24 protein-coding genes, 1 pseudogene and 3 riboswitches are annotated in these 25,255 nt (G+C 36.9%); of the genes and pseudogenes, 15 read left to right on the top strand and 10 right to left on the bottom strand.

Annotation, left to right across the window (positions count from 1 at the left end):
- Positions 1 to 17: 17 nt before the first annotated feature.
- Positions 18 to 201, top strand: a riboswitch (Lysine riboswitch).
- 127 nt (positions 202 to 328) lie between these two features.
- The 4 genes from KD050_RS10550 (at position 329) to KD050_RS10535 (ending at position 3,509) form a co-directional block, all read left to right on the top strand.
- On the top strand, positions 329 to 1,180 hold the full coding sequence (locus KD050_RS10550; RefSeq protein WP_211896085.1) for a transporter substrate-binding domain-containing protein: 852 nt from the start codon (positions 329 to 331) through the stop codon (positions 1,178 to 1,180).
- A 62-nt stretch (positions 1,181 to 1,242) separates the two neighbouring features.
- Positions 1,243 to 2,004 carry an amino acid ABC transporter permease gene (locus tag KD050_RS10545; protein WP_211896084.1) on the top strand — a complete coding sequence of 254 codons (762 nt, stop codon included), beginning with the start codon at positions 1,243 to 1,245 and terminating at the stop codon, positions 2,002 to 2,004.
- 18 nt (positions 2,005 to 2,022) lie between these two features.
- Entirely contained in the window at positions 2,023 to 2,757 is a 735-nt protein-coding gene (locus tag KD050_RS10540) for an amino acid ABC transporter ATP-binding protein (protein ID WP_211896083.1), read from the top strand.
- Between the two features lie 23 nt (positions 2,758 to 2,780).
- Positions 2,781 to 3,509 (top strand): hypothetical protein, encoded by a 729-nt coding sequence (locus tag KD050_RS10535; protein WP_211896082.1) that lies wholly within the window; start codon positions 2,781 to 2,783, stop codon positions 3,507 to 3,509.
- A gap of 436 nt (positions 3,510 to 3,945) precedes the next feature.
- Here the strand turns inward: KD050_RS10535 and KD050_RS10530 are convergent, their stop codons facing one another.
- From KD050_RS10530 to mtnW, 4 genes are read right to left on the bottom strand one after another with little or no spacing between them, the layout of a single operon-like run.
- The gene (locus KD050_RS10530; RefSeq protein WP_211896081.1) at positions 3,946 to 4,479 is read right to left on the bottom strand and encodes a 1,2-dihydroxy-3-keto-5-methylthiopentene dioxygenase; all 534 of its coding nucleotides are present in this window, start codon (positions 4,477 to 4,479) and stop codon (positions 3,946 to 3,948) included.
- Positions 4,480 to 4,494: 15 nt separating this feature from the next.
- Positions 4,495 to 5,109 (bottom strand): methylthioribulose 1-phosphate dehydratase, encoded by a 615-nt coding sequence (locus KD050_RS10525; RefSeq protein ID WP_211896080.1) that lies wholly within the window; start codon positions 5,107 to 5,109, stop codon positions 4,495 to 4,497.
- Positions 5,106 to 5,771 (bottom strand): 2-hydroxy-3-keto-5-methylthiopentenyl-1-phosphate phosphatase, encoded by a 666-nt coding sequence (locus KD050_RS10520; RefSeq protein WP_211896079.1) that lies wholly within the window; start codon positions 5,769 to 5,771, stop codon positions 5,106 to 5,108. Before KD050_RS10520 ends, KD050_RS10525 begins: the two co-directional genes overlap by 4 nt.
- A 4-nt stretch (positions 5,772 to 5,775) precedes the next feature.
- Complete coding sequence (gene mtnW / locus KD050_RS10515; protein WP_211896078.1) at positions 5,776 to 6,990, bottom strand: 2,3-diketo-5-methylthiopentyl-1-phosphate enolase; 1,215 nt, start codon at positions 6,988 to 6,990, stop codon at positions 5,776 to 5,778.
- A 60-nt stretch (positions 6,991 to 7,050) separates the two neighbouring features.
- Positions 7,051 to 7,155: riboswitch (SAM riboswitch) on the bottom strand.
- A 157-nt stretch (positions 7,156 to 7,312) separates the two neighbouring features.
- A riboswitch (SAM riboswitch) is annotated at positions 7,313 to 7,469 on the top strand.
- A 75-nt stretch (positions 7,470 to 7,544) separates the two neighbouring features.
- Here mtnW and mtnK point away from each other — a divergent pair.
- From mtnK to KD050_RS10480, 7 genes are all read left to right on the top strand, one after another.
- The gene (gene mtnK, locus KD050_RS10510; protein WP_211896077.1) at positions 7,545 to 8,735 is read left to right on the top strand and encodes an S-methyl-5-thioribose kinase; all 1,191 of its coding nucleotides are present in this window, start codon (positions 7,545 to 7,547) and stop codon (positions 8,733 to 8,735) included.
- The gene (gene mtnA / locus KD050_RS10505) at positions 8,732 to 9,793 is read left to right on the top strand and encodes an S-methyl-5-thioribose-1-phosphate isomerase (protein WP_211896076.1); all 1,062 of its coding nucleotides are present in this window, start codon (positions 8,732 to 8,734) and stop codon (positions 9,791 to 9,793) included. Before mtnK ends, mtnA begins: the two co-directional genes overlap by 4 nt.
- The gene (locus tag KD050_RS10500) at positions 9,790 to 10,878 is read left to right on the top strand and encodes a sugar ABC transporter substrate-binding protein (RefSeq protein WP_211896075.1); all 1,089 of its coding nucleotides are present in this window, start codon (positions 9,790 to 9,792) and stop codon (positions 10,876 to 10,878) included. The genes mtnA and KD050_RS10500 overlap by 4 nt, the downstream gene beginning before the upstream one ends.
- Positions 10,879 to 10,939: 61 nt before the next feature.
- The gene (locus KD050_RS10495) at positions 10,940 to 12,445 is read left to right on the top strand and encodes a sugar ABC transporter ATP-binding protein (RefSeq protein WP_211896074.1); all 1,506 of its coding nucleotides are present in this window, start codon (positions 10,940 to 10,942) and stop codon (positions 12,443 to 12,445) included.
- Positions 12,420 to 13,439 carry an ABC transporter permease gene (locus KD050_RS10490; protein ID WP_211896073.1) on the top strand — a complete coding sequence of 340 codons (1,020 nt, stop codon included), beginning with the start codon at positions 12,420 to 12,422 and terminating at the stop codon, positions 13,437 to 13,439. Before KD050_RS10495 ends, KD050_RS10490 begins: the two co-directional genes overlap by 26 nt.
- A gap of 158 nt (positions 13,440 to 13,597) precedes the next feature.
- On the top strand, positions 13,598 to 14,764 hold the full coding sequence (locus tag KD050_RS10485) for a TraB/GumN family protein (RefSeq protein WP_211896072.1): 1,167 nt from the start codon (positions 13,598 to 13,600) through the stop codon (positions 14,762 to 14,764).
- Positions 14,765 to 14,848: 84 nt separating this feature from the next.
- Positions 14,849 to 15,844 (top strand): EAL domain-containing protein, encoded by a 996-nt coding sequence (locus KD050_RS10480; protein WP_211896071.1) that lies wholly within the window; start codon positions 14,849 to 14,851, stop codon positions 15,842 to 15,844.
- A 340-nt stretch (positions 15,845 to 16,184) separates the two neighbouring features.
- On the opposite strand, the gene tatA is transcribed toward KD050_RS10480, so the two are convergent.
- Both tatA and tatC read right to left on the bottom strand, forming a co-directional pair.
- Positions 16,185 to 16,388: a twin-arginine translocase TatA/TatE family subunit gene (gene tatA / locus KD050_RS10475; protein WP_211896070.1), complete on the bottom strand. Its 204-nt coding sequence runs from the start codon at positions 16,386 to 16,388 to the stop codon at positions 16,185 to 16,187.
- A gap of 56 nt (positions 16,389 to 16,444) precedes the next feature.
- On the bottom strand, positions 16,445 to 17,200 hold the full coding sequence (gene tatC, locus KD050_RS10470) for a twin-arginine translocase subunit TatC (protein ID WP_211896069.1): 756 nt from the start codon (positions 17,198 to 17,200) through the stop codon (positions 16,445 to 16,447).
- 753 nt (positions 17,201 to 17,953) lie between these two features.
- On the opposite strand from tatC, the gene KD050_RS10465 reads away from it, so the two are divergent.
- Positions 17,954 to 19,177, top strand: coding sequence for an MFS transporter (locus KD050_RS10465; protein ID WP_211896068.1), 1,224 nt, complete (start codon positions 17,954 to 17,956; stop codon positions 19,175 to 19,177).
- Positions 19,178 to 19,433: 256 nt separating this feature from the next.
- On the opposite strand, the gene KD050_RS10460 is transcribed toward KD050_RS10465, so the two are convergent.
- Positions 19,434 to 19,853: a glycosyltransferase family 2 protein gene (locus tag KD050_RS10460; RefSeq protein ID WP_211896067.1), complete on the bottom strand. Its 420-nt coding sequence runs from the start codon at positions 19,851 to 19,853 to the stop codon at positions 19,434 to 19,436.
- Between the two features lie 327 nt (positions 19,854 to 20,180).
- On the opposite strand from KD050_RS10460, the gene KD050_RS10455 reads away from it, so the two are divergent.
- A complete protein-coding gene (locus tag KD050_RS10455; protein WP_211896066.1) occupies positions 20,181 to 21,272 on the top strand; it encodes a CapA family protein in 1,092 nt (363 codons plus the stop codon).
- Between the two features lie 15 nt (positions 21,273 to 21,287).
- Entirely contained in the window at positions 21,288 to 21,893 is a 606-nt protein-coding gene (locus KD050_RS10450; protein ID WP_211896065.1) for a class I SAM-dependent methyltransferase, read from the top strand.
- Between the two features lie 79 nt (positions 21,894 to 21,972).
- On the opposite strand, the gene KD050_RS10445 is transcribed toward KD050_RS10450, so the two are convergent.
- Both KD050_RS10445 and KD050_RS10440 read right to left on the bottom strand, forming a co-directional pair.
- Positions 21,973 to 22,443: an SRPBCC family protein gene (locus tag KD050_RS10445; protein ID WP_211896064.1), complete on the bottom strand. Its 471-nt coding sequence runs from the start codon at positions 22,441 to 22,443 to the stop codon at positions 21,973 to 21,975.
- Between the two features lie 18 nt (positions 22,444 to 22,461).
- A pseudogene (locus KD050_RS10440) lies at positions 22,462 to 24,385 on the bottom strand (GTP-binding protein).
- A gap of 100 nt (positions 24,386 to 24,485) precedes the next feature.
- Between KD050_RS10440 and KD050_RS10435 the strand changes: the two are divergent.
- Complete coding sequence (locus KD050_RS10435) at positions 24,486 to 24,662, top strand: hypothetical protein (RefSeq protein ID WP_090567581.1); 177 nt, start codon at positions 24,486 to 24,488, stop codon at positions 24,660 to 24,662.
- A gap of 251 nt (positions 24,663 to 24,913) precedes the next feature.
- On the opposite strand, the gene KD050_RS10430 is transcribed toward KD050_RS10435, so the two are convergent.
- Positions 24,914 to 25,141, bottom strand: a complete 228-nt coding sequence (locus KD050_RS10430; RefSeq protein WP_211896063.1) for a hypothetical protein — start codon at positions 25,139 to 25,141, stop codon at positions 24,914 to 24,916.
- Positions 25,142 to 25,255 lie beyond the last annotated feature (114 nt).

Here is a 25,255-nt window from a genome sequence, read left to right as displayed (position 1 = left end):
TACGACCTCACTTAGTATAGTGAGGTAGAGGCGCGATATTTAACAGTCCTTAGTGGAGTTTGAGAAGCTATGATACTAGGGAGAAGGAAATGTCGCCGAAGTTTGTAATATTGCTCGGTATTACTTGCTGGGTCTGCAGTTAATAATTGCAGGACTGTCCACTATAAACATCCCAGTTTATAATGGTGTGCTATCTCATTTAGGGAAAAGTAGAGGATTTAGGGCAACTATACATATTGCGACCTGAGTTCATCTCAGGTCTTTTTTTGTACAAGTTGTCTTTTTTTATAGGAACGAACATACATTATTAAAAAAGGGAGTAATTAGAATGAAAAAGAGATTAGTACTTTTAACGATATTCGCAAGCTTATTATTGTTAATAGCAGCTTGTGGAACAGACACTACAGAAACTTCAGGATCTTCATCGGATGATTCTAAAGGAGCAGCAGATACATTTACAGTAGGTTTAGAAGCTGGTTATGCACCTTTTAACTGGACACAGCTAGATGATTCCAATGGTGGAGTGAAGATTGCTGGAAACGCAGAATATGCCGGTGGATATGATGTAGAAATTGCTAAACGCATTGCAGATGGTTTAGGAAAAGAGCTAGTGATCGTCAAAACAGAATGGGATGGACTTGTACCATCATTACAATCAGATAAAATTGATGCAATTATAGCGGGAATGTCTCCTACAAAAGAGCGTAAAGAAACAATCGACTTTTCAGAAAACTATTATACATCCAACTTTGTTATGGTTGTAAAAAAAGGTGGTCCTTTTGAAGGGGCTACTTCTATTCAAGATTTTAGTGGTGCTAAAATTACGGGTCAGCTGAATACTTCACATTATGGTGTAATCGATCAAATTAAAGATGTGAAAAAACAACCAGCCTCTGATAATTTCTCCGCAATGCGTGTAGCTTTGGAATCTGGAGTTATTGATGGCTATGTATCTGAGCGCCCAGAAGGGATTAGTGCTTCTTCTGCAAATAAAAACTTCGCAATGGTTGAATTTACGGAAGGATTTAAAGCAAAAGAAGAGGATACAGCAGTGGCTGTAGGTTTGAAAAAAGATAGTGATTTAACTGAGGCAATCAACAAAATTTTAGCGGAAATTTCTGAAGAAGAGCGACAAGAAATAATGGATGCTGCTATTAATAACCAACCAGCGGCAGAATAAGGATGAAGTGATACCGGCTGCATCTTTTTGCAGTCGGTTTTTATTTGGAAGGAGGGAAATGTATGAGCATAGAATATATTATTTCGATGATTACAAGTAACTGGCCGATGTTCCTTCGTGGAGCAGGAATGACACTATTAATCTCCATAATTGGGACGATTATTGGAGCAGTTATTGGTTTACTGGCAGGGGTTATTCGTACAATTCCTACGCCTGAAAGAAAACTAAAACGTATTGTATTAAAAATAGTTAATCTGATACTTTCTGTATATATTGAATTTTTCAGAGGAACACCAATGATTGTACAAGCAATGGTGATATTCTATGGGTCTGCGCTAGCCTTTGGAATAGATATGGACCGCACAATGGCAGCGATATTCATCGTTTCGATTAACACGGGAGCTTATATGGCAGAAATTGTGCGGGGTGGTGTCATTTCGATTGATAAAGGACAATTCGAGGCTGCACAAGCAATTGGTATGAATCACGTTCAAACAATGTGGAGTGTTGTTTTACCTCAAGTAATCCGAAATATTTTGCCAGCAACAGGCAATCAATTTATCATAAATATTAAAGATACATCGGTATTAAACGTGATCGGTGTCACGGAACTATATTTTCAAGCGAAAACAGTTGCAGGTATAAGCTTTAAGTACTTTGAACCGTTCTTTATAGCATGTATTTTGTATTTCGTTATGACGTTTACTGTAACATTAATATTACGTTATATAGAAAGAAAATTAGATGGACCTGAAAACTACAGCATGATTGGGCAGCCACCACCACAACTTATGTTAACCAAAAATAATACTAATTTAGATTAAACGAAGGAGGAAAAATCTATGGAAAATGTCATCGAAGTTCAACATTTAAGTAAATCCTTCGGAAATCATGAGGTTCTAAGAGATATAGATTTTTCGGTGAACAAGGGAGAAGTTGTTTGCATCATTGGTTCCTCTGGATCAGGGAAGTCCACTTTACTTCGTTGTATAAACTTGTTAGAAAAGCCCAGTGGCGGGCAAATCATTTATAACGGAGAGAATATTTTAGATGAAAAACATGATATCCATGCCTACCGAACAAAGCTAGGAATGGTTTTCCAACAATTTAACTTATTCAACAACCATAATGTGTTGAATAACTGTATGGTCGGTCAAGTAAAAGTGTTAAAACGCTCTAAAGAAGATGCCGAAAAAATTGCGTTAAAATACTTAAAAGTAGTCGGTATGGATCATTATGTAAATGCCAAACCAAAGCAATTATCAGGTGGACAAAAGCAACGTGTTGCGATAGCGAGAGCACTTTCTATGGAACCGGATGTCATGTTATTTGATGAACCAACCTCGGCACTTGATCCAGAAATGGTTGGAGAGGTGCTGAAAGTGATGAAAGAGTTAGCAGGTACGGGACTTACTATGTTAATAGTTACACATGAGATGGAGTTCGCTAAAGAAGTTGCTGATCGGGTTGTTTTTATGGATAAAGGAGTAATTGCCGAAGAAGGTCCTCCTGAACAAATCTTCAACAATCCAAGGGAAGAACGAACAAAAGCTTTCTTAAAACGCACATTAAGCTAACAACAGCTTGGAGGAATCGATAGGTGAACCTTTTCAATCTGATTAAAAAAGATCAAGAATACTGGCTTGTGGATCAGCTAAAAGTATCTCATATTCCAAACATAGAATACTTAGTTGCATTTGATAAATTATTAACAGAGTGGAAAGAACAAAGAGTGGCATATCTATCACTTCTGATGGATGAAGAGAATGAGGACTGGCTTTTAAAGCGTCGGTTTAAGAAAGTGTCTTCTATTGTGGAGTACACAAAGGTATTAGATGGGTCTTATATAGCGTCGAATACATTCCAAGTAGAAGCTCTTTCTGATAGCCGAGTTACTGATTCGGATTTTGCTACATTGTACGATTTATGTAGGAGTGGTTCAGCTAACAAAAATAAATTGTTTTCTATCAGGCAAATAATGGAGTCACTTGAACGTGAATTAGGTGCTAATTGGCGAGACCAGTGCTTTATCTTTTCTCAAGATAGTATGAATTATGGAATTAGTATTCCTCATATTGAACAGGATACTACTGATGAGGGAAGAATGTTTTATTTTGGGGTTGTGCCTGAACAACGATGTAAGGGGTACGGAACGAAATTTCATGCTATTTCATTAGAACTCTTGAAAACATTAGGTGCGAAGTTGTATGTGGGGAGCACAGATACAAGTAATAAGCACATGAGACGTATTTTTGAAGCAAATGGATGTAGATTACGAGATATTAAAGGAATCTACCGAATAGACATTGAAAAAGAATTTATCCAATAATACTACTGATTTCGGTTTCAGGCGGACGCGTTCCACTGCAATCAATTAAGTGAGTAGTACTCAACATTAATATAGTAATGGAAATACAAAGAAGTAAGTGTTTATTCAATAGCGAAGGAGAGGTGCGTCAGAAATTGTATCTTCTGGCGCTTCTTCTATGTGTAGGAAAGAGTTTCTTCTCTTCTTCTCAAAAGTATTTAGAATCGGTTTCTAAAATTTTTAGGAGGGCAACAGGCAGACAAACGCTATAAGATTACCTAACAAAAGAGGCTTGGCATGACGTTAGTCATGCCAAGCCTCTTTTGTTAGGTAATGAATGCAGAAAATTTATTCAAAGCCACTGAAAACGATAGGAACATATTTTGATCTTAGATTTAGCGTCTTTTACCTGGTTTTACTTAGTTTTTAGAAGAAATAGCGTAAGTGGGAGTACCAATTATTGTTCTACTGCCTCCTCTTGATAAACTGGAACCCAGCCCTCTGTTGTTACAAATATGCGAACAGCAACAACTTTACGGTCCTCTGATAATGTGAAGTAATGTGTGATATTCTCAGGAACGGAGATTAAGTCACCGGGTGAAAGATGAACTTCAAAGTAGCGTTCGTCCTTGCCTTGTATTATGAAGACACCATGGCCACTTACAATATAACGAACTTCATCGTCCGTATGAAGGTGCTTGCGTTCGAAATTTTTTAACAGTTCATCTAAATTAGGGTTTGAATCAGATAGAGAAATAATATCGGCTGCTTGATAGCCACGACGAGTAGAGATATCGTCTATTTCCACTTGGAAAGCTTGTAGAATCTCTTGCTTTTCTTCGTCGCTTAAGTCAAATTTTTCACGAAGGTTTTCTGGTAACTTGTCAATATCCCAATGTTCATAAATTACTTCCTGACTTTCTAAAAATGCTGCTACCTCGTTTTGTGCTTCAATTGTTTCACTTGTTTCTTGGATTTTAATAATAGCCATCAAAAATCTTCCTTTCTATTTTGAGTGTATTTGATGTAATGCTAATTGATATTGAAATAAAAACTCACAAGCCTCAAGCAGTTTTTTTGCTTCGAACCCATCTTTTCCCCAAACTGTTATACCATGGTTCCGAATAAGGATAGCTCCCTTGTCAGCAGAAATATAAGGTGCAAAAGCTTCTACAAGTTTTGGAATATGAGCGTAGTTTGGAATAATTGGTATAGAGAGTATTGCATCTTCTTCCCACATTCCAAAAGCTTTAATGAGTTCAATACCTTGAAAATCAACTGTACCTTCATCTCCATATAATTCGGAGATAACGTTATTTGCAACTGTATGGATGTGAAGGCTACAACCTGCATTTGTTTCACGATATATTGCGCAGTGTAGTAATGTTTCGGCAGATGGTGTTAAATGAGTACTTTCCACTGGGTTTCCATCAGCATCAACAAGTAGAAAGTCTTCCAATGTCCTCTTTTTTTTATCTTTTCCGCTTGCTGTTACTAAAAATTCCATAGGATTATCATGTACCTTAATAGCAAGGTTTCCGCTAGTTCCCATAAACCAATCTCTTGCGGCTAGTTCATCTTTTATGTCCGCTAGTTCTTCCCATTTATCTTGTAAAGTCATAATTTCACACCTAACTTAGCGTCAATAATCTTTATCACATCGTGGAAATTTTCAAAAGGCTCATATGGAATGTTTAGTTCCTCGCATTTTTCGATTAAAAAATCCCTTGCAATAATGATATCACCCAACTTTGCTGCTTCTAGATCGGTAATAGAATCGCCTATTACAACGCTCGCAGCATCTTGGTCAAGAAGTGTACGAATAATAGAGGGTTTACAGCAACCACAGCCTTGGCTCGTACATTGTTCGTCACAGCTATGCGGGAACTCGATGTGAATTGTTTCTTTAGAAAAATTGGATTCGTTACAATAAACTCCTGCAAATGGTCCGAATGGCTCTAGTAAGTTATGGACGAAAAAGTCTATCCCGCCACTTACGATGTAAAGAGGGATGTCATGATTTTTTGTAAAGGATACAAATTCACTAAACCCATCACGGATGATAGCCTGTTGACGTACAAAAGAAATAATTTCTGCTTTTGACTCAATAGGTAGGAGAGAGAACATTTTTGCTACACCATCTCGTATGGAAATTCGTTGACCTAAAATATCATCTTTAATTTGATTCCATTCTGGTGGAGCAAATTTTTTCATGATTGCCATAATATTATCCTGATTGGTAATGGTTCCATCAAAGTCACAAAAAACTACAAGTTTACTCATATGATCACCCCCATAATTCAAGTGCTGTTTTTAGTTCGCTATGTTGTTTCGCTGCCTGTTCTAACGGAATCCCTTCCAAAACAGCTGATACGGCCTGCCTAAAAGCTATACCACCTCCAGTTGCACCTGCGGGATGCCCATGTACACCACCCCCTGCATTAATAATGCTATCAATTCCATAGTCATCCATTAATAGTGGTACGAGACCGGGGTGAATGCCTGCAGATGGGACTGGAAAGCATTGTTTAACCTTACTGATTTTTGTTAGCTCATCACCTAAAGAAAGAGCTATAGACTTTTCAAGTGCAACGCTACCATAAGGAGAAGGGAACAATGAAAAGTCTGCTCCTGCATAACGAGTAAGTTTTCCAAGAACTAGTGATGTTGAAACCCCATAATATGCTGAGGACGTGAATGCTCCACTATAAGCCGGGTGTGCCATGAGTGGCAATTGGATTTCCTCGTCTTCCGCTAGCTCCTGAAGAACGTCTAATCCGTAAGTGTGAACATTAAATAGGAGTGCATCTGCTCCAAGTTCCCGGGCTTTTTTGGCCTTATCTTTTAATTCGAATGTACGACCCGTCAAATTTACTGCATATAGAGTACGATGTCCGGTTTCTTCATACACCTGCCTCAATACTTCTCGACCAGTAGTAATACGCGTTTCAAAAGAAGTAAGTGGATTTTCAAATAGAATTTCATCGTCTTTTACAAGATCAACTCCACCAAGTGCTTGCTGTTTAAGTTGTTCTGCCAAATATTCGATATCTCTTCCAATGACTCCTTTGAATATACTCATGATTAGCGGGCGTTCATATACTCCTAATTTTTCTCGAATACCTTGAATGCCGAAGCGGGGACCGGGAAAATGGGACAATATATTCGTGTCGAATTCTAAATCTAATAACTTTACTTCACCGTCAAGGGATAGTTTACCAAAGACAGTTGTTAAAATTGCTGGGATATCAGTTGAAAAATTTGCTGCAGGATAGAGTATTTTAATTTCTCCTTTAATTTTTTCTGGATGAATGGGATGCAGGATATCCTTAAACTCAGTAATGGATTTTACATATCCTTTATGCTTTTGTAGCTGTTCCTGTTCTAACAAAGCTAAATTAGTCCAAGAACCAATAGTCAATCCAAGTGCAATATCTTCCGCTTTTTTTTCAAAAGAACCAGATTTTCCGTATAGTTGATAGTGCGCCGTAATTCCGCTCATTTTTTCACTCCTAATATAAAAAAACCTCTTCAAATAAGAAGAGGTTAATAGTTTAACAACTTCTTATTTCTCAGCCCATTGGCTGCAAGAATTAGCACCGTGTTCACAATTGAATCGGTTGCCGGGTATCGTAGGGCTTGTCCCTCCACCTGCTCTAAATAAGAAAAAATATTCAGTTTGTATTTAGTAAATTATATTGATTATTCCATGCATTAAAAATTCTGTCAACAAGAAATTTAATAATTATATTTATTCAAAATACTGTTGACATAGCTTTTTCTAATATGCTAGGATTCTAAACAAACATCATAGTTGTACCGCACTCTTATCAAGAGCAGGCAGAGGGATAATGGCCCGATGACGCCCAGCAACCGACCGTAATACCGTTGTGAGACGGGGCGCTTTATGCGCCGGAATGTTAAATTCCGTAAGGCACGGTGCTAATTCCATCAGAAAGTTTACTTTCTGAGAGATAAGAGGTTCAGAATCTCTTATTCTTGGCCTCTTTCTTTTGGAAAGAGGTTTTTTATTTTGTAAATGAGAGGGAGATAGTAATGGCGGTAGTAGCGACGAAACAATATGAATCATTAACTAAAGAAACGGCAATTTCACTTGCAAAAGAATTATCATTATTCTCGAACGAAGCTCAATTAGTTTGCGAAGAGATTGGTGATGGAAATCTAAACTATGTATTCCATATAACAGATCAAGCAAGTGGGAAAGGCGTTATTATCAAACAGGCCTTACCCTATGCAAAAGTAGTCGGGGAGAGTTGGCCGCTTACTTTGAAAAGGGCAAAGATTGAAGCGAGTGCCTTACAAAAACATGGAGAATACGCAGTTGGATTAGTTCCAAAAGTTTATGCAACAGATGAAAATTTAGCAATCACGGTCATGGAAGACTTGTCTCATCTTAAAATAGCACGAGAAGGATTGATAAAAGGTGAGTCCTACCCTAAATTATCAACTGATATTGGGGAATATCTAGCTTTAACACTTTTTCATACTTCTGACTTTGCACTTCACCCCTTTGAAAAAAAGGCACTTGTTGTAGAATTTTCTAATCCAGAGCTATGTAAGATCACAGAAGACTTAATCTTTACGGATCCATTTTTTGATCATCAAACAAATGACTTTGAACCTGGATTACAGTCAGAAGTCGAAGCCATCTGGAATAATAATTTATTGAAACTGGAAGTGGCAAAGCTAAAAAGAAGCTTTTTGACAGAAGCAGAAGCTTTACTGCATGGAGATCTTCATACGGGAAGTATATTTGCTAGTGAAGAAGAGACTAAAGTAATCGATCCAGAGTTTGCTTTTTACGGTCCTATTGGATTTGATATAGGCTTGTTTTTGGCAAATTTAATAGTCCAATCGATTACCAGAGAAGGCGAAAAACGTGAGGTCATACATGATCATATTCATAACACATGGATTACTTTCTCCTCTAAATTTTCGGAGTATTTAAAACGAAGTGAATTCGACTTGTTTAATGACGTAGAGGGATATGATGCATTTTTGTTAGAGAAAATATTCCATGATTCAATTGGATTTGCAGGCTGTGAGCTCATTCGTAGAACAATTGGACTGGCACATGTAAAAGACCTAGATAGTATTGAAAACAAAGAGCAACGAATTTTACTAAAAAAACAAACTCTTAAAGCAGGAGAAAGATTAATAGTGAGTCGTCAGGAAATTGATTCAATAGATGCATTAATTGAGTTGCTAGGAGAAATTCAAAAATGAGTATTCCATTATCGATTAAGTGGGACGGTAAGAGGTTAATAATCTTAGATCAACAGAAACTTCCGCATGAAGTTGTCTATATAGAATTAGAAGCACTTAAAGACGTTTATGAGGCAATTATTACCCTGAAAGTTCGTGGTGCACCTGCCATTGGGATTACGGCAGCGTATGGATTAGCTAGAGAGGCACAAAGCTACAACACAAATTCGATGATAGATTTTCTAGAGATACTAAAAAAAGATGCAACATACTTGGGTGAATCTCGACCAACTGCTGTCAACTTGGTTTGGGCACTCAACCGGTTGTTAAGCGTAGCAAGTCATATTGATAATGTTCAAATTGCAAAACAAGTACTAATCGAAGAAGCAAGGAGAATCCATAAGGAAGACGAGGAGTCCTGTCGGAATATTGGCGAATTTTCACTTTCTTTACTTAAAGATAAAACCAGGGTAATGACCATTTGCAATGCGGGTTCTATTGCTACTGCAAAGTACGGTACTGCTTTAGCTCCGTTTCATCTAGGAAAGGAACGTGGTAAAGAGTTTGAAGTATTCGCCTGTGAAACTAGACCTATCTTTCAAGGCGGCAGGCTGACAGTGTGGGAGCTACAGCAATCAGGTGTCGATGTGACGCTTATCACCGATAGTATGGCTGCACACACAATAGTTGCAAAAGGAATAGAAGCAATTATTGTTGGAGCAGATCGGATAGCAAAAAATGGAGACACAGCAAACAAAATAGGAACTCTGAACTTAGCTATTCTTGCTTCCGTTTATGGAATTCCATTTTATGTGGCTGCACCATCCTCCACATTCGATTTATCCATAAATACTGGAGCAGAAATTCCAATAGAAGAAAGAAAAGCAGAGGAGATTATTAATATTAACGACAAGGCTATTGCTCCATCAAATACAAAAGTATTTAACCCTGCTTTTGATGTGACACCAGCCAAATATATCACTGCCATTATTACGGAAAAAGGAATTATTTATCCAGATTATATTGAAAATATTTCAGCTGAATTACTAAATTCAATTGAAAAAGGAGAAGGACTATGAAAACAAATAAGTATTGGTTGATATTCACGATTTTAATTATAGGGGTTTTATTAGCTGCATGTCAGCCAAAAGCTAATGGGGAAGCAACTACGTCATCTAGCTCTAACAATGATACAGAGGCTGCAGAAAATCCGCTAGCTGGTAAGAAAATTGCATTAGTTATGCAACAAAATTTAGGGACATTTTCAGCTCAATATATTGAAGGTGTAAAAGAGCAAGTAGAGAAATTTGGTGGAACAGTAACAGTGTTTACTTCTGAAGGGGATTTATCTAAAATGGCTTCCAATTTGGATGCCGCGGTGAATCAAGGAGTTGACGGTATTTTAATAGATCATGGTACAAAAGAAGCACTAAACCAAGGAGTAGAGAATGCAGTTGCAAAGGGAATTCCGGTTGTCGCATTTGATGCTGGAGTAGAAGTTGAAGGAGTAACTTCTTTAGAACAAGGCGATGAAAAAATGGCTCAAATGACGTTAAAGAAACTAGCGGAAGATTCAAATGGTGAAGCCAATATCGTGAAAATATGGGTAGCAGGTTTTGCACCGATGGAAAGACGACAAGTAGCATATGAGAATTTTCTAGGAGAGAATCCAGGGATTAAAGAAATCGCGACATTCGGTGCAGCAACACAAAATACAGCTTTAGATACTCAGTCACAAATGGAGGCGGTATTAAAGCAATATCCTAATGAAGGTGAAATTACAGCTGTTTGGGCTGCTTGGGACGAGTTTGCAAAAGGTGCAGTTCGAGCAATAGAACAAGCAGGACGTACGGATATTAAGGTATATAGTATCGATATGAGTGATGAAGATTTACAGATGATTCAAAACGACAATAGTCCATGGGTTGCATCGGCAGCAGTAGATCCTAAGGATATCGGTCGTATTCAAGTTCGTTATTTATATCAAAAAATTAACGGAGGTAATGTAGAAGAAAAGGTCGTTTTAGAACCAGTCTTTGTAGAAGCATCTAAATTGCCGGAAGAAACAGTAACGACTGGTGAACTAAGTGACTATATTGAAGGTTGGGGAGCAAGTGATCAAGGTTACACAGATGAATTAAAAGGATTAGAAGAAAACAGATAACTTAAAAGAATTTAAGCTGTCCTGTTTAATGGGACAGCTTTTTCTAAGAAAGGAGCAATCGATGCTGAATCCTTTTCTTTCCATGAAGGCTATAGATAAATCATTTGGAAAAGTAAATGCCTTGAAAAATGCTGGATTTGATCTTAAAAAAGGTGAAGTACATGCCTTACTTGGTGTAAATGGTGCAGGAAAAAGTACGCTTATGAAAGTACTCTCGGGTGTGTACGAGCAAGATATGGGAGAAATTTTGTTAGAAGGAGAAAAAATACGTATACGTTCCCCTAAAGTCGCGAAGGATCTTGGAATTTATTGTGTATATCAAGAGGTAGATACCGCTATCGTTTCGGAGCTCTCGGTTGCAGAAAATATAATGTTGGATTCGATTGTTGCTGGAACTAATACGTTTATCTCCAAAAAGAAACTAAATAGCGAAGCACGGAATACCTTGAAGCAGTTACAAGCCGAGGATATTCCGGTAGAAAAACCAGCGTTTATGCTTTCTCTAGCAGAAAAGCAGTTGGTATTGATAGCCCGTGCGCTTGTAAGTTCTGCAAAGGTTATTATCTTCGATGAACCAACGGCACCTCTATCTCTTCATGAATCTACAAAATTATTTTCAGTTATTAAAAAACTAAAAGCAAATGGAGTAGGGTGTATATTCATATCTCATCGACTACCAGAAGTATTTGAAATCTGCGATCGGATAACTGTTATGGGCGAAGGTATGTTAGTAGGGACCTATAATACTTCCGAGACTAACCAAGAAGAGATTATTGAAGCTATGCTAGGAACTTCTTATAGCAAAGATTTTCCAGTTCGTACACATGCATTAGGAAATACATTACTACGTGTTAAAGATGTTTCGAATGGAGAAAAAGTAAGGAATATTTCTTTTCAAGTGTCTGAAGGAGAAATTGTTGGTATTGTCGGGCTTGTAGGGGCTGGAAAAACAGAGTTAGCTAAAACGTTATTCGGATATTCTCCACATACAGAAGGAATTATTGAAATCTTAGGAAACACCTTGAAGATAAAGCATCCAAAAGATGCGATAAAAGCAGGCATGGCTCTTATTCCAGAAGAAAGAAGAAAAGAAGGGCTATTTGTTCACGAAGCATTGCAAACCAATGCATCTTTCCCTAATTTACAAAACTTTTCTCGTTTCTTATTTATGAATAAAAGGAAAGAAAAGTCCTTTGCGAAAGAGATTATTGAACGATTACAAATTAAAACAAGTAGTACAGAGACGCCGCTTGTTTATTTGAGTGGAGGAAATCAGCAAAAAGTTGCTATAGGCAAATGGACATCGCTGGATTCGGCTCTTTATTTGTTCGACGAGCCAACAAAAGGCGTAGACATTGGTGCAAAAACAGATATTTATAGGATGGTTCGTGAATTTGCTGAAAAAGGGAAAGGGTGTCTTTACTTTTCAAGTGAAATTCATGAAGTTCTAGGAATTTCTGATCGTATTTTAGTTATGTATGATGGTCAAATCGTGAAGGAATTATCACGGAAAGAAGCGACCCAGGAAAGGATTTTGCTTTATGCAAGCGGTGGTAAAGAAAAATAAGTTGAAAGAAAGCGGTACTAATTTTCTATTTAAGTTTGGAGCTATCGCTTTACTTATTAGTATTATTATTTATTTTAGTTCAATAAGTGAAGCCTTTTTTACATATGCAAATTTTACAGATATTCTACGCTCTATTTCTATCGTTACTCTATTAGCATTGGGTGTAACCTTCACTCTTGTAGTAGGAGGTTTTGACTTAAGTGTAGGATCTACTATGTCGCTATCAACTGTTGTGACCGCATCTCTAATGGTTTGGTATGAGATGCCTTTATGGCTTGTATTAATTGTACCCATTCTAGTTGGAGTATTAGTGGGATTAGTTAATAGTTTCCTAATTGTAATTATAGGTATTCCTGATTTACTAGCAACTTTAAGTACGATGTATATTGTTGCGGGCTTTCATCGGACATATACAGAAGGATACTCAATCTACAATAATATGCCACTTACTTCGGGTGGAACTGCTCCAGGGAAATTCTCAGAGGCATTTCTTTGGATCGGCCAAGGTAGATTGCTTGGTTTACCTGTACCTGTATGGATTATGTTAATACTCGTGGTAGTAGCTTATATTGTTCTCAATCATACACGCTGGGGTCGCATATTATATATGACGGGTGGAAATGAGGAAGCTGCAACATTGTCCGGAGTGAACACACGTAAAGTGAAGTTCATCGCTTACATCATTTCGGGCATTTTTGCTTCGTTGGCGGGAGTATTATTCACAGCAAGGGTGGGTTCAGGTCAAATTGATGCCGGCACTCCACTTTTAATGGAGGCGGTTGCTGCAGTTTTTGTTGGCTATTCCGTACTAGGAATTGGGAAGCCTAATGCACTGGGAACTTTTTTTGGAGCAGCAGTAATTGGAATTTTATTGAACGGTCTAACCATTTTAAATTTACCTTATTATGCATTTGATATTATTAAAGGAACAGTATTAGTTTTGGCGCTGGCAGTAACTTACGTTTATGCAAAGAAACGTTTTTCTCGGGCTTAGTGAGGAGAACTTCGCTAAACAAATAAAGTTTTTTCAAAAAAATTATAAATAAAATGGAATCATCGTTGAAATTTATGATAATCTACTTCATTATGAGAGATAGAGAATCTCTTAATGGTATTACTAAGAGATAATACATTAGTCGAAGGAAGTAGTTTATGTCCGAGGAAAATATTACACGTTTATATGTAAATGATAAAGAAATTATATTAATCGGAACGGCACATGTATCAAGACAGAGTGCGGAACAGGTAAAGGAAGTAATCGATAGAGAACAACCAGATTCTGTTTGTATTGAATTGGATGAGCAAAGATACCAATCTATTATAGATAATAATAAGTGGAAGCAGACGGATATCTTTAAGGTTATTAAGGATAAGAAAGCTACACTATTATTAATGAATCTGGCAATTTCTTCTTTCCAAAATCGGATGGCTAAACAGTTTGATATTAAGCCAGGTCAGGAAATGATTCAAGGTATAGCAAGTGCGAAAGAGAATGGGGCAGAGCTTGTATTAGCAGATCGTAATATCCAAACTACTTTTTCACGTATATGGCATAATCTTGGATGGACTGGGAAATCACAATTACTTACTTCCGTTTTCTTTAGTATTTTCAGTAAGGATACTATATCGGAAGAAGAAATGGAGAATATGAAATCTAAGGATACGTTAAATGCTGTATTAGCTGAGTTTACGGAATCCTTTCCAAAGCTAAAAACACCATTAATCGATGAACGTGATCAGTATTTGGCTCAAAAAATTAAGGAAGCACCAGGAGAGAAAGTTGTAGCGGTATTAGGCGCTGCCCATGTACCTGGTATTACAAAGGAAATTCATAAGGAGCAGGATTTAGCTGAACTATCAGCTTTACCACCAAAGTCAGTTGTTCCTAAAATAATTGGTTGGGCTATTCCGATTCTAATTGTGGCATTAATCGTGTTTACATTCATCGCGAATCCTTCAGCAGGTTTTGACCAGGCACTAAGCTGGATTCTGTGGACTGGTTCAATGGCGGCAGTTGGAGCAGCAGTAGCATTAGGACACCCATTAGCAATTCTAGCAGCATTTATCACGGCACCAGTTACAGCACTTCATCCTATTTTAGCATCAGGTTGGTTTTCAGGACTTGTCCAAGCGTATATTAAGCGGCCAACGATAGCCGATTTTGAAAGGTTATCAGAAGATGTCTTTACCATAAAAGGGTTTTGGAGAAACAAAGTAACTAGAGTATTACTCGTAGTTGTATTAACTAATTTGTTTGGATCGCTTGGAACCTTTATAGGTGGAGCGGATGTAATACGAGTATTTTTCAAAAATTTATAGTAATTCCATCCCTTGTTAAGCAAAGTGCCGAACAGGGGATTTTTTTACTTCATTGATACTAAACTACAAAAGGAGCGAAAGAATTTGGAGTGTAATAATTGCCGAGTAAAAGAGTTGAAATTTGAGTTTAAAGTAGATGGAGATTCCAACATCGCCCTGATAGACAGTGTCTTGAAGCATTTAAAACGCCGGAACATATTAGTAGATGCAAAAGAGAACATATTTACTGTTAAAGAGTCTGATGTTAGAGACTTTATAGACTTCTGTCAAGATCATATGGATACTTCTCAAGTCTTATTTAGGATTTCTAACCAGCCATGGGAGCCTATCGTAAAAATAAAAGAAATATTAGATGTTCAATGGATTGATGAAGTCATTAAAAAACAATTAATGGTTTGTCATTATCAACCAATTGTAAATGTAGAGGAACAGGTCTTTGCTTATGAACTTTTAGCTAGATTTTCAAAAGAAGATGGTTCCATGATGTATCCAAATGAAATATTTTCCGCTGCTAAAGCAAGAGGAAGGCTTTACGCTTTGGATAGAGCGTGTAGAATGACCGCGGTGAAACATGCAGCAGTCATTAAAGAAAAGAAAGCATTTATCAATTTCATACCTACATCTATTTATTCACCTGAATTTTGTTTGAAATCTACTACTGCCTTAGCAGAGGAACTAGGTATAAATCCTGTCCAACTAGTATTTGAAGTGGTAGAAACGGAAAAAGTAGAAGATATCGAGCATTTAAAAAGAATCCTTACATTTTATAAGAAAAAAGGGTTTGAATACGCACTCGATGATGTAGGTGAAGGCTATAGCACGATGGAAATGCTTGCAGATATAAAACCGAATTATATGAAGCTAGATATGAAGTATGTCCAAGGAGTTTCAAATGATGTGAAGAAACAAGCTGTTGCCCAAAAGTTTTTAGAAAAGGCAGTAGAAGTTGGGTCTATTCCTTTAGCAGAAGGAATAGAAGAGCGAGAAGACTTTGAATGGCTGAAAGAAATTGGATATAAGCTATTTCAAGGGTATTATTTTGGAAAACCAACAGCAAAGCCTATTTCAAATAGAGTTTAATAAACCAAAAAACCAACTATCCGAATAGAATAGTTGGTTTTTTATAATAGTCCGACACCTGTCAAGCGCATACGTTTTTCTTGAAGAATAGGAAAGTATTTTTTCTCTAGTTATCTAAAAAAGCACTTACCTGTTTCTAAAAGTTAGAGAAGGGTGACGGACAGACAAATGCTATAAAATTACCGAAAAAGAAGAGGCTGGTCGTGACGTCCGTCACGACCAGCCTCTTTAAAAATTCACTCGGTAATAATATAGCCACATGTCTGCCCAAAGCCCTTTGAAAAGGATAGAACAGGTTTTGAATATAAAGGACCGGGCATCTTTTAGCACGTTTTTCTTATTATGCTTTCTTTTTAGTGTCAGCTTCTTTGTCATCTAATTTAAACTCTTCAGTAACATCATCGACGATATCTTTTGTTGAGTTTTTGAATTCTCTTAACGTTTGTCCAACCGCTTTACCTAATTGAGGTAATTTAGATGGTCCGAATACGATTAAAGCGATTATTAAAATGATGATTAATCCTGGTACTCCAATGTTAGGCATGGAAGTTCCTCCTCTAGGTGATAGTATATAAATTCAGTGGCAAGTGTGCATTAAATTTATTGCTCTAAAATCTGGTCCTCAAGTGCTTGTTTTGCAAGTTGTTTTTTATAAGACCAACTAGACACAAGAATACTAATTTCAAATAGCAATAATAACGGAATGACAATAATAAAGTCAGAGATAAAGTCTGGTGGGGTAATGGAGACACCAACTACTACAAGTACAAAATAGGAGACTTTTCTCATTTTTCTTAGTCGATCTGGAGTTATTATACCCAATTTGGTTAGGAACAGTATAATAACGGGTAATTCAAATACAATACCTACGGGAATCACTAGGTTAAACATAAAAGTGAAATATTGTTTCATCCCATAAGTCTCTAACGCCCCGATAGAATCGTTGATGTTAGACATGAAATTTAGCATAAGGGGGAATAGTATGTAATAACTAAAGCTAATCCCTACTAAAAATAAGAAAAATGACACTGGAATAAAATAGCCTGTACCCTTTGCTTCATTTGCGTTAAGACCAGGTCTTACAAATAACCAAATCTGATGGAGAGCAATTGGCAAAGTTATTAATATGGCTAGTATTAACGCACATTTTACATAAATCATTAAACCATCTGTATAACCGAAAACATTCCATTCAACATTCATAGCAGTAGGTTGTTGTTTTAAGAAAGTGAGTGTTTTTGGAGCCAACCAAAATCCTAAAGCAAGGGAGAGAATGAAAGTCGATGCGACAATTATTAGTCTTTTTCTAAGTTCTGTTAAATGTTCAACAAGCGTCAGTTGTTGTTCTTGATTCATCTTCGATACCACCCCATTTTCTCAAATAAAGTGAAGCTTGTTTGTCTATTATGCAGTACCCTTCTGCAATCCATTATACCCAGTAAATGTTCTTTTACATCATCTACACATTATACTCTTTAAGAACCAATTGTAAATAAAAGTCTGCTTATTGTCACTAAGAAAACAAGTATTAGACGTTATTCAACTATTTTGAAAGAACGCATTTATTAGAATTAAAGGTAAATTAGAAACAATTTTTAAGAAGCTGTTTGCCCAACGAATAAATTCGCTTTTAAACTCTGCTCCCCAGCTAGCTGTACCAGATGGAACAACATTATTAGCAATTGGGAACTATCTTGACCTAGACCCTGAATATAAAGAAGATGCTTACGGTATGCCGTTACTTCGTATGACATACGACTATACCGAGCAAGATCGTCAATTAGTTAAACATTAGGTACGCTAGGAGCACTTTCTTATCGTGCTGCAGAAGGTATCCAAACTTACTTAAAACAAGGTGGATTATTAGTTAAATAATATAAGTATTTAGTTACGAGGTGCTTTTTCTAAGCAACCTCGTTTTTGGGGTTAACTAATCATATAATTTAACAATATATCTATAGCTCCACAGTCATCATTTACTGAATCGGTAACTTATCCCACTCCCTAAAAACCTCCATAAATTTTGTGTCTCGAAGTACTTGTTTTCTGTCAAAGCAAGTATATAATTCTAGCATATCCACTATTAAAAATTGATTGGGCTGACAGAACTTGAGACCGTATAATGAAAAGATTAGTATTTACCATGGAATGGCATCTACTATAGCACTTAACTTTTCCAATAATTTTTTTGCTGTTTTTGCTATAACTATATTAGGCGCCACTAATTATCAAGTAGGATTAATTAGCTCTTTACCTCCTTTAATGGCATTGTTAATGACAATACCAGCAGCAATCTTACTTAATCGAGCAAGCACACAAAAGAAGCTAGTGGCGATGTCTGTTTTACTGGCAAGATTAATGTTTTTGCTCATTGTACTTGTTGTCTATTTACCTTCTGATTCGTTTCAATCATGGGCTTTCCTAGTGATTATTGCTTTTATCAGTATTCCGAACACGATAGCCAATGTAGGGTGGCAAACATTGATAAGTGGAATGATTGATGAATCGAGAAGAGGTCAATTTTTTAGTGATCGTAATCGCCTATTAACGTTGGTTGGACTTATATCAACACTAATAATTGGTGTATTAATGAAAGATGCCACCGAGAGTATTATTGCCTATCAAATTCTGTTTGCATTAGCGTTTGGTTTCGGTTTACTAGAAGTGTTTTTCATATTAAAACAAGAAGAAGACGTTGTTGAAACATCAGATGAGCAAATAAAAAAGAAATCGATGGATTGGGGCATTTTTAAAATTTCTAGCTATGTTTGGTTTTTGGCAGCTGCTCTTTTATTTAACTTTGGTTGGCAAATGGCTTGGGGCTTGTTCAATATTTATAACATCCGAATAGCAGGTGCAACAATCTTCTGGATTAGTATGTTTTCCGTTGGGAGCATGCTTATGCAGTTTCTAACGTTCCCATTATGGAAGAAATGGGCGGATAAGTATTCTAATATGCAAGTCTTTATATGGGCAGCAATTGGAATGGCAACAACTCCATTTTTAACAGTTCTATCGACAAACCTATACTATTTAACCCTAATTCAAACAACTTCAGGATTTTTCTTATCTGGTACTGTTCTATTATTATTTAACTTGTTGTTGGAGCAATCACCTGAAAGGTACCGTACGTACTGTATTACAACGTATAATGTGCTCCTTGCCTTCGTCGCCTTCGTTGCACCTCAGATTGGGATCTGGTCTTTGGATCTTATCGGTATGAATGTGTCTATGTATATTAGCTCAGGATTACGATTACTAGGAGCGGGCGCATTTTTGTATGTCTTTTTACTGAATCAACGGTCACAATCTAAAAAAGAAAAGCATCCTTAGTGAATGCTTTTCTTTTTTGGCTACATTCACTTATTCGTACTCTCTTTTCCATTAGGAACTAATTTGATTTTCGTTATTGTTCCGTCTATTAATTCAAAAGTTGGCTCATAGACATTCCCCCAGCGGAGCAGTGTTTCTTAAACAATCACACGGAATTGGTTTTTTAATATTTCCTTTTCTTGTATTGTAATATTTGTGCTATGTCGACGTGGATGATATAAGTCTTTGTCTATCCAGTGAAACTGGAAGTGCTCGGCTAGACGTAGGAACATGGCAAAATCATTTGCTGAAGAGGCTCTCCTTGAATTGTCGACATCCACCCATCCAATTCTTTGAGTGCTGAATAACGATACAATCGTGGGCAATGCGTTTGAAACTTCTCATATTTGTCCTTATAGGAAAACCCTTCACTTACCATATTCTCTAGCGAGGATGGATCAATCCAATCATCTCCATCTAATTCTAATACGTATTCACCAAGAACATATTCCAAGCCAATATTTAGAGTTTCAGCTTTATGTCTTGTGCTTATATGAATGGGAATTATTCGAGAAACGTGCATAGAGTATATTTCACTTAATGTCGAATCGGTCGAACCCATATCTATTACAACAATTTCCCCATTTTTTCTTCTATGATCTATACTTGCAGACATACTTTGGAGACATAGCCACATTCAAACAAATACTCCCTTTCTTGGTTATACACAGGGAGCACAACTCCTACCTTGTTGCTCGATTTTTGAGCATCACTTAAAACACCTTTCTTTCTTACTCGTAAAGAGCGGCCTCTATCTAGGTAGCCACTTGTACCATTTACTATTTTCTAAGGTCATTTTTACCTTACTTTGCTAGGTTTCATCAACATAATTGTATATAAGAAATGTTTGCTGTCTTGTATACTATGAAAGGGCTGAGAATAGATAGCAGCTATTATCCTTATAAGTATATATAAAGATTATTTTGTATAAGTAACGTGATCGAAGTACATGATTGGAGTGGAGGTGGTATTTATCAAAGCTTTAACTGCTTTTTTAGTCGTTGTTATTTCAGTATTGCTATATTTTAATCTACAAATAGAGGAACCTATTCAATTTAATAAAGAGTTCCACGGGAAACAATTTTCGACATTTTATATGGATTACGAGGAAGAAAAAATAGAGATTGCGATGATTGGTGACGTATTACTACATTTACCGCTTTACAATTATATGAGTTTTGTTCCTTCTTTTTCTCCTGTGCAGGAAGAATTAAAATCCGTCGATTTGTTAATAGCAAATCAGGAATCCTTACCGGCAGGTGGAGCATTTGGATTATCTGGTTACCCGAACTTTTCTAGTCCTCCACATATTATTGGAGATTTAAAGGATATTGGTGTAGACGTTTTATCAATAGCTAATAATCATACACTCGACCAAGGTGAAGATGGTCTACTAGAAGCAATTCAACAGATGGAGAAGGTAGAAATGCCATATGTTGGGGCCTATAAATCAGTAGAGGACCAACACGCAGACCGGATATTCGAAGTGGATAATATATCACTTGGAATTCTTGGTTATACGTATGGAACAAATGGGCATGAAACTCCGGAAGGGAAGGACTATTTAGTAAATCGGATAGATGAGACTCGAATTGTAGAGGAAATAAAGGAGTTAAAAGCAAAGGTAGACTTTGTTGTTGTTAGCATCCATTGGGGGGCGGAATATAACCTAGAGGCAAATGATACGCAGAAACAGCTTGCTCAGTCGATTGCAGAAGCAGGTGCAGATATTATATTCGGTCATCACCCTCATGTTATCCAACCCTATGAACTGATCTTGTCAGAAAGTGGTCATCGGACACATGTGTTTTATTCGTTAGGAAACTTTTTCTCGGGTCAAAAAGACGAGTATACTAATATTGGCGGGATTGCTAAAATAGAAATTTTAAAGAAAAATGTTAATGGTGAACAAGTAGTGACTCTAGAGAATCCTAGCTTTTTATCGACAGCAGTTTTGAAAGGTGAGCCCTACACGGTTAACTTTTTAAAAGATGTTGAGAGTGAGATAGGAAAAACAAATGCGTGGGTGCAACAGCATGTGTTTGGAGTAGAGTGAGTTAGGAGGTAACGAGTGAAAGAACAAGATCATGACAAGTTATTACGTATTAAGACGGAAGGTGTAAGAGAGTGGCAGCATCAATCGTCTCACTATAATCGATATGAAGCGACACCATATTCAGCGTTGGAGATTCTTTTTGACGAATACGAATGGAGATCAACTGATCGTTTTGTGGATTTTGGATGTGGCAAGGGGAGATTCCCATTTTACGTTTATCACCACTTGCACGCCTCAGCAGTTGGAGTAGAAATGAATGGTCAGCTCTATCAAGAGGCTATGGAGAATCTAGCTAGATATATGGAGCGTGCCAAAAGCTCAAGAGCTTCCATTCAGTTTGAACATATATTTGCAGAGGGATACGATATAGAAAAAGAAGATAATCGATTCTATTTTTTTAATCCATTTTCGCTACAGATTTTTAAAAAAGTTATAGATAATATCCTTCGATCCGTGGAAGACCATCCTCGTTCAGTGGATGTCATTCTCTATTATCCGACCTCGGAATATAGTCACTTTCTCGAAATTCATACAGTATTTGAATTATGGGAGGAGATTCGCCTTCCGAGATTATATGAAGAAAATAATAATGAACGTTTTTTAATTTTCCGATTAGATTAAGTAAAGCACTCCGCTAATTACAGTGGAGTGCTTTTGGTATTCTTGCAACCGACCACTTCAGCTAAAAAAGGCTTCTATATTACAAATTATCTAGAAGCTCTTTGTATTTCTCGAACCAGACTTTCCATTCATCTTCGCGCTTAATGGAATCTCCATCTAGCAATGCTTTTATAGCATCTAAACAAAGATGCCATCCAGCTAAATCTTTGGGAGTATGATCCGTTATAGTAGAAATTGTTTCTATAAATACTAATTTGCAGCCATTTGATAAAGAGGATAATTCAAATCTAGCGATATCTGCGTCCCATTCAAATGCTAAAGTTTTCAATGGTTCATAATCAAGGATTTTCATATCGATAAAAGTTCCATCTTGCATATCGAACTTAATAATTCCACCTTTACGGAGATTTACTATATGCAGCTCATCAAACCATTGTTTGAGCTTCGTATTATTCGTTAGCATGGCCCATACTGTTTCTACAGAATGCTGGAATTGTCTTTCGTATCGTGCGATATAGTTACCGTTTTCTTTTTGAATCGTAGCAATCATGAACTATTCCTCCTTAAGTTATAGGCAGTGCATAGCTGCTTCCGCCTCATCCCAATAGACGGGATATCCTTTTCCTTTAGCGCAAAAAATAGATGTAGACGTATATTCAGGATCTGCTTCCTTATTATAACCAAGTGTTACGATAATCTCCTCAGTATTATGACAACGATCGTATCCTCCAAAAACTAAGCTAAGAGAACCCTTGCCATGCGTAAAGGAGGCAAAAGTTGTGCTGTAATTCATAAAGGTTGCCACGGGTACTCTTCCTTTTATGAGAACTTTATATCCAATATTTTCCGGAGGTTCGAAGGTTCCTGCTGCTTGTTGAATATCGGATAATACTCGACCTATTAAGTCCATATTTACTTTAATCGTAAAATCGTAAAATGGCTCTAGAAGGATATTTTCTGCTTTTTCTAACCCTTGACGAAGTGCACGATACGTTGCTTCTCGAAAATCACCGCCATGTGTATGTTCATTATGTCCGCGACCTGTGAGCAAAGTAATTTTCACATCAGTTAAGGCAGAACCTGTTAGTAAACCGTGATGATCTCTTTCGAAAAGGTGGTGTCTAACTAGGTTTTGATTGCCAATTGACAAATCATTCGCGTGGCACATATTTGCAAATGTAATTCCACTATTCCTCTGGGCAGGCTCGATTAATAAATGAACTTCTGCGTAATGTCTTAAAGGTTCAAAATGCCCATATCCACGAACGGAGTTATCAATAGTTTCTTTATAAAGAATTTTAGGCTCTCCAAAAGATACGTGAAAACCAAAACGCTCCAAAACGATTTGCTCGAGTACTTCTAACTGGATAACTCCCATTACATGAACATGTATTTCTTGAAAATACTCATCCCAAAATACACGTAATGAGGGATCTTCTGCATCTAATAATTTAAAGCAACGCAATACTTCCTTTACATGGACAGAAGCATCAAATAGAACCTTAGATTTTAATGTGGGAATCATATCGAACTCAGTTTTCTGGGAAATAGCGCCGATTCCATCCCCAATGGAGGCACTCGTTAATCCCGTCACAGCAACAAGCTCACCTGCTAAAGCCTGATCTACGGTTTTAAACCTAATGCCGCTGTACAAGCGGATTTGTGTTATCTTTTCGGTTTGGTCGTTGTAGGTTACACTATCGCGGACTCTTAATGTTCCGTTGACTAATTTCAAAAAGGTAACGCGGTTTCCACTTTCATCGTGTCGAATCTTATAAACCTGCGCAGCAAATACTTCATCCGCTTTATAGGAGGTTGTGGTTAATAAATCTAGCTTGTCTAGAAATTCTACGATTCCTATATCCTTCAATGCTGATCCACTAGCACATGCGAAGATTTTATTTTCCTTTATCATGCGCTGAAGCACTTGTGTCCATAAGTCCTTATCAAATCCGCTGTCCATATATGTTTCTAATAGGGCTTCATCGCGCTCCGCAATAAATTCAATTAGTTCTTCATCGAAAGTATTAGTAATATCGCATACATCCTCCGATAAGGTGGCACGTATTTCAGCAAGAATGCTTGTTGGATCAGTACCTTCATAATCGGTTTTATTGATAAAGAAAAAGGTCGGTACTTTGTGTTTTCGTAGTAATTGCCAAACAGTTTCTGTATGTCCTTCTATCCCATCTACCGCGCTGATAATAATGATGGCATAGTCCATCACTTGAATTGCCCGTTCCATTTCTGGAGAAAAGTCGACATGCCCAGGAGTATCGATAATATAATACGTAGAATTATTGTAGGAAAAGATTCCTTGATCGGCAAAGATAGTAATTCCTCTATTTTTCTCTATAGTATGACTATCAAGAAACGAGTCTTGGTGGTCAACTCGTCCTCTTTCTAATTGTATTTGTATGGTATAGCAGCTGCTCCGAAAAAGTAGTTTTTCCAGCATCTACATGTGCAAGAATTCCAATGGTTTTGTGCATGTTCTCACCTCTGAACTTAATTATAGCAAATTACGGTGAAACCACCTGCATCAGTGCTATACTAGGTAGACTAAAACAACGAAGAAAGAGGGTACAAAACATGCAATATTCAAAATCTAAAATGGAAGAGCTAGTGAAATATAGCCCGGAGTTAAGCAAGCGTTTAAAAGAGGTTATGAAGGAGCATGATTTAGAGAAAAGCTTTGCTTTAAAGGCTTTATATCATTCAGAAGTAAAAGACGGCGGTAAATATCAAAGAGATTATCAAGATCTATAAAAAAAGCGAACCGATGCAATATAAAATCGGTTCGCTTTTTTGGTCCAAGGTACTTTAAAGAAAGAATAATGCTAGTGATTTCCATTTCGGGAAAAGGAACAAAGGCTAAGAGCGCCACCTCGTGTGGCAATGTCTTCGTGACCAACCTATCTAAAGAATCAATATAGTAACAAGTCCGTCCAAAGCCTACTGAAAACGCTAGAAAAAGGTTTTAAATTTAAAGGACCGGGCATTTGCCCAGTTTTTCTTATTTAATCCTCTGTAACTCCTGAAATCTCGCTTTTAATTTGTTTAAATGCTTTTTGTAAATTAAGTGTATACATAGTTTTATCCTGTTCACGCATATCTGTGATATTAGCAATTTCTCTTTCGAAGGCTTCCAACATCAAATCAAGTGAAGTGGATGAGCTTCCTATATAGTTTGTCATTAATACATATTTAAATTTCTCTAAATAATCTTCTTTTGTGCCAATTGTCATTTCAAAGTTCCTTTCCTCAACAAAAAAAGCATCCTCTTTTTTCAAAGAAGATGCTAGTTATTAGTATAATTAGTTGTTGTCGAAACGTTTGAAACGTAATAAAATGCACACTGA

Origin of the sequence: Psychrobacillus sp. INOP01 (genome assembly GCF_018140925.1) — a bacterium.
GTDB lineage: Bacteria > Bacillota > Bacilli > Bacillales_A > Planococcaceae > Psychrobacillus.
This window is presented reverse-complemented; position numbering and strand designations above follow the sequence as displayed.